The organism is Cellulomonas algicola (assembly GCF_003851725.1).
Classification (GTDB): domain Bacteria; phylum Actinomycetota; class Actinomycetes; order Actinomycetales; family Cellulomonadaceae; genus Cellulomonas; species Cellulomonas algicola.
Map to the genome: position 1 here is coordinate 1 of NZ_BHYL01000300.1, position 7,081 is coordinate 7,081.

General features: G+C 75.4%; 5 protein-coding genes. All 5 read right to left on the reverse strand.

The features are described from left to right. On the reverse strand, positions 1 to 595 hold a 595-nt coding region (gene recO / locus CTKZ_RS16955; RefSeq protein WP_124344048.1), incomplete at its 3' end, for a DNA repair protein RecO. Between the two features lie 109 nt (positions 596 to 704). Next, a complete protein-coding gene (leuA, locus tag CTKZ_RS16960) occupies positions 705 to 2,450 on the reverse strand; it encodes a 2-isopropylmalate synthase (RefSeq protein ID WP_124344049.1) in 1,746 nt (581 codons plus the stop codon). 182 nt (positions 2,451 to 2,632) lie between these two features. After that, a complete protein-coding gene (locus tag CTKZ_RS16965) occupies positions 2,633 to 4,135 on the reverse strand; it encodes an outer membrane protein assembly factor BamB family protein (protein WP_124344050.1) in 1,503 nt (500 codons plus the stop codon). 70 nt (positions 4,136 to 4,205) lie between these two features. Beyond that, positions 4,206 to 5,666, reverse strand: a complete 1,461-nt coding sequence (locus tag CTKZ_RS16970; RefSeq protein WP_124344051.1) for an outer membrane protein assembly factor BamB family protein — start codon at positions 5,664 to 5,666, stop codon at positions 4,206 to 4,208. A 10-nt stretch (positions 5,667 to 5,676) separates the two neighbouring features. Next, the coding region (locus CTKZ_RS16975; RefSeq protein ID WP_124344052.1) for an RDD family protein at positions 5,677 to 7,081 on the reverse strand (1,405 nt) is incomplete at its 5' end.

The window sequence follows — 7,081 nt, forward strand, 5'->3', positions numbered from 1 at the left end:
GCGCGGCGAGCAGCGCGAACGTCTCGGGCGCGGGGGCCGCGGCACCGGGCGGGCGGCACGCGCCGCACACCGCCCCGCCGGACGCGACCGCGAACGCGTGGTGCGGGCCGGGCTCGCCGCAGCGTGCGCAGTCGGTGAACGACGGGGCCCAGCCCGCGACCGCGAGCGCGCGCAGCAGGTAGGAGTCGAGGACCAGGCCGGGGGTGTGCTCGCGCGTCGCCAGCGCGCGCACCGCGCCGACGAGCAGCCAGTACTGCTGCAGCGCGGGCTCGTGCTCGGCCTCGACGAGCCGCTCCGCCGTCTCCAGCATCACGGTCCCGGCCGTGTAGAGCGTGTAGTCCTCGCAGACCGCGCGGCCGTAGGCGCCGAGCGTCTCGGCCTGCGTGACGATGTCGAGCGAGCGGCCCGTGGAGAGCTGCACGTCGACGTGCATGAACGGCTCGAGCCGCGAGCCGAAGCGCGACGACGTGCGGCGCACGCCCTTGCCGACGGCGCGCACCTTGCCGTGGCTGCGCGTCAGCAGGGTCACGATGCGGTCGGCCTCACCGAGCTTGTGGGTGCGCAGCACGATCGCCTCGTCGCGGTAGAGGCTCACCGGGTCATTCTCCCCCGGCGGTCCGACACGGCGTGCTCCGACACGACGCGCGCAGGGCCGCCCGGACGCGCCGGACGGCCCTGCTGCACGTGCTGCGGGACGGCGTGGATCAGCGCTCGTACCGGTTCACGGCCGAGATGATCGCCTTGAGCGACGCCGTCGTGATCGAGGGGTCGATGCCCACGCCCCACAGGATCTGGTCGCCGATCGCGCACTCGACGTAGGCCGCGGCGGACGCGTCACCGCCCGCGGACAGGGCGTGCTCCGCGTAGTCGAGGACCGCGACGTCGACGCCGATCCCGCGCAGCACGTCGACGAACGCCGCGACGGGGCCGTTGCCGGACCCCTCGTGGGTGCGGACCTCGCCGCGGTCGACGAGGTCCACGACGAGGGAGTCGGGCCCGTCCTCGGAGCTCGTGGCACGCGTGCCGCGCAGCTTGAGGCGCCCCCACGGCGGCGTCGCCGAGCCCGGCTCGACCGGCAGGTACTCGTCCTCGAAGATCCGCCACAGCTCGTCGGCCGTGACCTCGGTGCCGTGCTCGTCGGTGTGCCTCTGCACGACCTGCGAGAACTCGATCTGCAGGCGGCGCGGCAGGTCGAGGTCCTTCTCGGACTTCATCAGGTAGCTGATGCCGCCCTTCCCGGACTGCGAGTTCACGCGGATGATCGCCTCGTACGAGCGGCCGACGTCCTTCGGGTCGATCGGCAGGTACGGCACGGCCCAGACGAGGTCGTCGACGGTCTTGTGCTCGCGCGCGGCGGTCGCCTCCATGGCCGTGAGGCCCTTCTTGATGGCGTCCTGGTGCGAGCCGGAGAACGCCGTGAAGACGAGGTCGCCGCCGTACGGGTGCCGCTCGGGCACGGGCAGCTGGTTGCAGCGCTCGACCGTGCGCCGGATGTGGTCGATGTCGGAGAAGTCGAGCTGCGGGTCGATGCCCTGGCTGAACAGGTTCATGCCGAGCGTGACCAGGCAGACGTTGCCGGTCCGCTCGCCGTTGCCGAACAGGCAGCCCTCGATGCGGTCCGCGCCGGCCAGGTAGCCGAGCTCGGCGGCCGCGACGGCCGTGCCGCGGTCGTTGTGCGGGTGCAGCGACAGGATCACGTTCTCGCGGAACCGCAGGTTCCGGCTCATCCACTCGATCGAGTCCGCGTAGACGTTCGGCGTCGCCATCTCGACCGTCGCCGGCAGGTTGACGATGACCTTCTTGTCCGGCGTCGGCTGGAGCTCCTCCAGCACCGCGTTGCAGATCCGTACCGCGAACTCGAGCTCCGTGCCGGTGTACGACTCGGGGCTGTACTCGTAGAAGACCTCGGTGTCGGGGACCAGCTCCTCGTACTTCTTGCAGAACCGGGCACCCGAGACGGCGATGTCGACGATGCCGTCCTCGTCGGACCGGAACACGACCTCGCGCTGCAGGGTCGACGTCGAGTTGTACAGGTGGACGATCGCCTGCTTGGCGCCCGCGATCGCCTCGTACGTGCGCTCGATCAGGTGCTCGCGCGCCTGCGTCAGGACCTGGATGACGACGTCGTCCGGGATCCGGCCCTCCTCGATGAGCATCCGGACGAAGTCGAAGTCCGTCTGCGACGCCGACGGGAAGCCGACCTCGATCTCCTTGAAGCCCATCTGCACCAGCAGCTCGAACATCTCGAGCTTGCGCGCGGGGTTCATCGGCTCGATCAGCGCCTGGTTGCCGTCGCGCAGGTCCACCGCGCACCAGCGCGGCGCCTGCGTCATGCGCTTGCCGGGCCAGGTGCGGTCGGGCAGGTCGACGCGGATCTGCTCGTGGAACGGCCGGTACTTGTGGACCGGCATCGGCGACGGCTGCTGGGGGCTCGTCTCGAGATAGCTCATGGGGGTGACGCTCCTTCGTGGCGGTGCGGCTGGGGCGGCCGGCGCACAGGGAACACCGCGACGAGGATGCGGCCTCTACAGGGCCTCGTCGCGGCGACGAAGAAGGAGGGTGCGAACGAGCACGTCGTCACACTACCCCCACGGCCCGGCCCCCCGGCAAACGCAGCCGCACGGCGGACGCGTCACCGCAGCGCGGTCAGCGCGTCGTCCGACACGACGTACAGGTGCGCCCCGAGCTGCACCACCGTCCGCGCCCCGGGCGGCAGCGGCGCGACCCACTCCGGCGCCCCCGACCACAGGTCCAGCGCGACGAGCGCCGACCCGTCACCCGGCGACGTCCGCTGGACCACGACCAGGCGGCCGTCCGAGAACACCGGCCCCATGCCGAGCCCGAACGTCCGCCGCCACACCGTCCGCCCCGTCTCCACGTCCAGACCGACGAGCGCACCGGCCGCCCGCAGGACCACCCGGCCGCCGGCGTCGACCGCGATCTCGCGCGCCGGGGTCAGCGCGTGCCACTCCGGGTCGGGCCGGCCCGGCGCGTACGCGCGGACCCGGCCCCCCATCGGCCCGCCCGCGAGCACGCTCGACGTGAAGACCAGCGCCGACGACCCGTCGGTCACGGTCGGCTCGACCGGGACGCCGCGCGTCGTCAGCCACGGATCGCCGTCGCCGTCCGACAGCTCCGACACGACGTCCACCCCGACCGCGTGCACCCGGTACCGCGTCCGCACGAGCGTCCCGTCCGACAGCAGCGCCGTCTCGTCGGTGCCCGTCGCGTCGGCCGGGGGCGGCACCGGGACGCCGTCGTCCAGGTGCACGACGAGCGTGCTGCCCTCCGCCGTCGCGACCACCAGGCCGCCGCCCACCGACACCCGCACGCGCGACGTCGACGCCGCAGGGAACGCCGACGGGCGCGTCGCGACCCAGCGGACCTCGCCCGTCGCCGGGTCCGTCCGCCGGATCGTCAGGACGCCGTCCGCGATCGCCGCGAGCACGACGTCGCCGTCGAGCTCGTCGTCCGTCGCGAGCGAGACGACCCGACCCGGTGTCGCCGCACGCCGCAGCACCTCCCCCGTCGCCGGGTCGAGCAGCACGAGCGCCGCCGCGTCCTGCGTCGGTGCCAGGCCCGACCGCGTGGCCACGCGCTCGTCGACCTGGTCGGGTCCGAGCGTGCACGCGACGCTGCCCTGCACCTCGAGGCACCGCACCTCCGCCGGCCGCGGGTCGGCGCCCAGCGGCCGCTGCCAGCGCACCGCCCCAGTCACGACGTCCAGGCCCGCGAGCGACCGGTCGTCCGGGCCCGGTCCCGTGGCGACGACGACCGTGTCGCCCACCAGCAACGGCGGCACGCGGTCGTCCACCGTGACCGTCCACCGGACCGCCGGCACGGCCGACGTCCGGATCGCGCCCGCGAACGCACCGGGCCGCAGGACCGTGCTCCGCTCGTGCGCCGTGACGAGGCTCGGGGTCGTCACCGCGAGCGTCACCGCGAGACCCAGCGAGCCGACGAGGACCGCGACCGCGCGCCACGGGCTGCGGGACCGCCAGCCCGCCCACGCGCTCCCGAGCCGGGCGGCACGCTGGAACCCCGACGGCGGGCGCACGCCCGTCCCTGCGTCGGCCTCGTCGACCTCGTCGAGAGGGACGCGCTGCAGCGCAGGGCTCGGCCCGGCCGCCCCCATGCGTTCACGGTAACCCCGCGGTCGGGCCGTCCGGGAGAGGGCGGGCGCGGCGGCGACCGGCCGTCCCGCGCTACCCGAGGACGAGCGCCTGGTCCGCCGTCCGCGCGACGAGCACGCCGCCGAAGCCGTCGATCCGCTGCACCCGGCCCGGCAGGTCGAGCGCCCAGTAGCGCACGCCGTCGTCGAGCCCGAGGCCGACCAGCTGTGCCGTGCCGTCCGGCGCCAGGCCGGGCGCGAGCACCAGCGCACCGTCCGTCAGCGGCGTCCACGGCATCGGGTCGCCCGCGTCGGAGACCCAGCGGACCCGGCCGTCCGACGCGTCCGCCACGCCGAACCGCGTCAGACCCGACACCAGCAGCCGCTCGGAGACGCGCGCCCGCACGTCGAGCATCGTGTCGGTCGACCACCGCACCCGGCCCGTCCCCGCGTCCACGCCGCGCAGCCGGGAACCGTCGTCCACGACGAGCACGTCGGCCGCCGTGCCGTCGTCGAGCGCGAAGGGCACCGGCAGGCCGTCCACCTCGAAGCGCTCCGCACCGTCCGGGGCGTGCACGTGCCCCCCGCCGACCGTCGCCCACGTCGCGAAGCCGTCCTGCAGCGCCACGACCTGCAGGTTCCGGTACGGCGCCCCCGTCGTCAGGACCGCGCCGTCGTCGACGTCGAGGACCGTCGTGACGACGCCCTCGACGACCACCACGTCGCGCGCGACCTTCGCATCGGCGACGCGGCTCAACGTGATCGACTCCAGCACGTCGGGTGTCGTGTACGTCCAGCGCACCTCGCCGCCGACCCCCGCGCGCCGCTCGGCGACCGCATGCCCCGCGTCGTCGAGCGTCACCAGCACCACGTCGTCGCCCACGCGGCCCGCCTCGACGAGCGCCTGGTCGACCTCCCACTCCCCGACCTGCTCGCCGTCGGCCGCGTCGAGCGCGACGACGCGGGTGTGCGCGGGCTCGTCGACCGACGCGTCGTCCGAGTACACGACGCGCGGCTCGGTCACCAGGCACACGACGAGCCCGCCGACGTCCTCCCCCCGGGACGGGCACGCGACGAGGCTGCTCTCGAAACCGGAGACCTGCACGGGCGCCAGGTCCTGCGACCACAGCGCCGTCCCGTCGGCCGCGTCGTGCGCGGTCACGAGCCACCGACCGTCCTGCGCGGAGACCAGCACCACCGTGCCGTCGGCGGACACCACCGCGCCGCGGTGCGGGGCGGCAGGAGCGGTCCAGCGGACGGTCGGGACGCCGTCGAGCGGCCGGACGAGCCCGGGCACCGCGCCGACCCGCTCGACGAACTCGCGGTCCCGTGCGACGCCCGCGACGACCGTCGCCACGACGGCCACCACCGCGACGGCGCCGACCGGCCACCACCGACGGACCAGCCGCCCGACGGACCCCCGGGCGGTCGGTGCCGACGACGGCTCGACGAGCGCAGAGACGGGGTTGTTCTCGCGATCCGGGCGGCGAGGAGGAGCGGGCGACTCGTCCACCTCGACGAGCTGCATCCGCGCAGCCGATCGCCTCCCGGCCATGAGGCCGACTCTAGGACACGGCCGACGACTCCGGTGCCCGGACCAGACGCATCCAGCAGTCGCCGAACACGACCGTCGCGCCGACCCGCAGGCGGACCTGGTGGTCGACCTGGCACACGACCTGACCGCCGCCCGGGAGCGTCACGACCGTGCCGTTCGTCGAGCCGCGGTCGGCGACCCACACGCCGGCCGGCTCGACGCCCACCTGCAGGTGGGTCTTCGAGACGGAGCGCGCCGGGTCGACGACGCGCACGAGCTGCACGTCCGCGACGGTCGCCGGGTTGCGTCCCACGAGCGCGGTGCGCTCGACCGTCAGACGCCGCCCGTCGCTCAGCTCGAACTCGGCCGTCGTCGGCACCGTCCGCGGGCGCGCCGGTGCGACGCGCACGTCCGGCCGGCGTGGCGCGGGCCGGGTCAGCTCGAGCTCGGGGTCGAGTCCGCTCACCGGGGCGACCGGTGCGGACACGGCGGACGCCGCGGCCGCCGCGCGCACGATCGGCAGCGCGCGCGTGTCGAGGTCCGGGCCGCTGCGCGCGGGGGTCACCGGCGCGAGGACGAGCGACGGCGCGTCGTCGTCCAGCCACTCGGAGAGCTGCTCCGTGCCGCCCGTCTGGGCCGCCGCCCAGCGCGGGACGCGCACAGGAGCCGTCACGGACGGCGGCTCGGGGGCGCCGGGAGCGACGACCGCGGCCGCCGGTCCTGGCGCCGCACCGTCCCACGCGTGCACGCCCCGGGGCCGCGCGAGCTCGGTGCCCCGCACGACCAGGACCTCGTCGCGCGCGACCAGGTCGTGCCAGCCGCGACGCCGACCCGTCCGGTCGAGGAGCGGCGACAGCAGCACCACCACCTGGCCGACGCCGAGGACGAGCGCACCCGCCGCGACCACGAGGCCGCGCACGAGCACGCGCCCGACGCCGATGGGCCGGCGCGTCTCGACGTCGAGCGTCCGGATGCCGACCGCGAACCGGCCGAGCGTCGCGCCGGTCCTGCCGTGCAGCACCCACTGCGCCGCACCGACGATCGCCATGACCGCGATCCCCACCGCGACCCCGACACCCGCCGCGGGCGGCCGCTCGCCCGTCGCCGCCGCGCGCGCGGTCGCGAGCCACCACGGCAGCACGAGCCAGCCGCCGAGCGCCACCGCGACCGCGGCGTCGATCACGCCGGCGACGAACCGTCGACCGAGGCCGGCCGGCGGCTCGTCGGCGGGCACCGCCGACCGGAACGGCGGGTGGAGCGGGGCGACGGGCTGCACGTGGACTTCCTCGGGTCGGACGGTCGAGCGGTGCTGCGGGGACGGGGTCGAGCGGGCGGTGCTGAGAGCCGCGGGGCGGCCGGGTGCGACGGTCAGGTGCCGCGCGCGCCCGAGCCCGGGCCAGCGGCCCGTCGACCGCGTCGCCCGGGCGGGCCCGAGG